Annotated in this window: 1 protein-coding gene; it reads right to left on the bottom strand. The window is 65.8% G+C overall.

The features are described from left to right. On the bottom strand, positions 1 to 1,133 hold a 1,133-nt coding region (gene tuf / locus K8556_RS38860; protein WP_223745181.1), incomplete at its 3' end, for an elongation factor Tu. Between the last annotated feature and the right edge of the window lie 2 nt (positions 1,134 to 1,135).

Below are 1,135 nucleotides of genomic sequence, written 5' to 3'. Positions count from 1 at the left end.
GCGAACCGGAGCTCCTTCTCCATCGCGACCGGGGTGATGAGCTCCACCTCGATGGCGATGTTGTCGCCCGGCATGACCATCTCGACGTTGTCCGGCAGCTTCACCGTGCCCGTCACGTCCGTGGTGCGGAAGTAGAACTGCGGACGGTACCCCTTGAAGAACGGGGTGTGGCGGCCGCCCTCTTCCTTCGACAGCACGTAAATCTGCGCCTTGAACTTCGTGTGCGGCGTGATGCTGCCCGGCTTCGCCAGCACCTGGCCGCGCTCCATGTCCTCGCGCTTGAGGCCACGGACCAGCGCGCCGATGTTGTCGCCCGCGCGGCCCTCGTCCAGCAGCTTGCGGAACATCTCCACGCCCGTCACCACCGTCTTCTGCGTCGCGCGCAGACCGACGACTTCGACTTCCTCGCCCACCTTGATGACACCGCGCTCCACGCGGCCCGTGGCCACCGTACCACGGCCGGCAATGGAGAAGACGTCTTCCACCGGCATCAGGAAGGGCTTGTCCGTCGCGCGCTGCGGCGTCGGGATGTAGCTGTCCACCGCCTCCATCAGCTTCAGGATGGCCGGCTCGCCGATGTCGCTGGTGTCACCCTCCAGCGCCTTCACCGCGGAGCCGGGGATGATGGGGATGGTGTCCCCGGGGAACTCGTACTTCTTCAGGAGGTCGCGGACCTCCATCTCCACGAGCTCGCGCAGCTCGGGGTCGTCCAGCAGGTCCACCTTGTTCAGGAAGACCACGATGTAGGGAACACCGACCTGGCGCGCCAGCAGGATGTGCTCACGCGTCTGGGGCATCGGGCCGTCCGCCGCCGACACCACCAGGATGGCGCCGTCCATCTGCGCCGCGCCCGTGATCATGTTCTTCACGTAGTCGGCGTGCCCCGGGCAGTCGACGTGCGCGTAGTGACGGTTCTTCGTCTTGTACTCCACGTGCGCCGTGGAGATGGTGATGCCGCGCTCGCGCTCTTCCGGCGCCTTGTCAATCTGGTCGTACGCCAGGAACGTGGCGCCACCGGTCTTCGCCAGCACCTTGGTGATGGCGGCCGTCAGCGACGTCTTGCCGTGGTCCACGTGCCCAATCGTTCCGATGTTCACGTGGGGCAGGCTGCGATCGAACTTTTCCTTGGACATGA

This window comes from Corallococcus sp. AS-1-12, from assembly GCF_020036995.1.
Lineage (GTDB): Bacteria > Myxococcota > Myxococcia > Myxococcales > Myxococcaceae > Corallococcus.
Note: the sequence above shows the minus strand (reverse complement) of the source record. Positions and strands in the feature narration are given on the sequence as shown.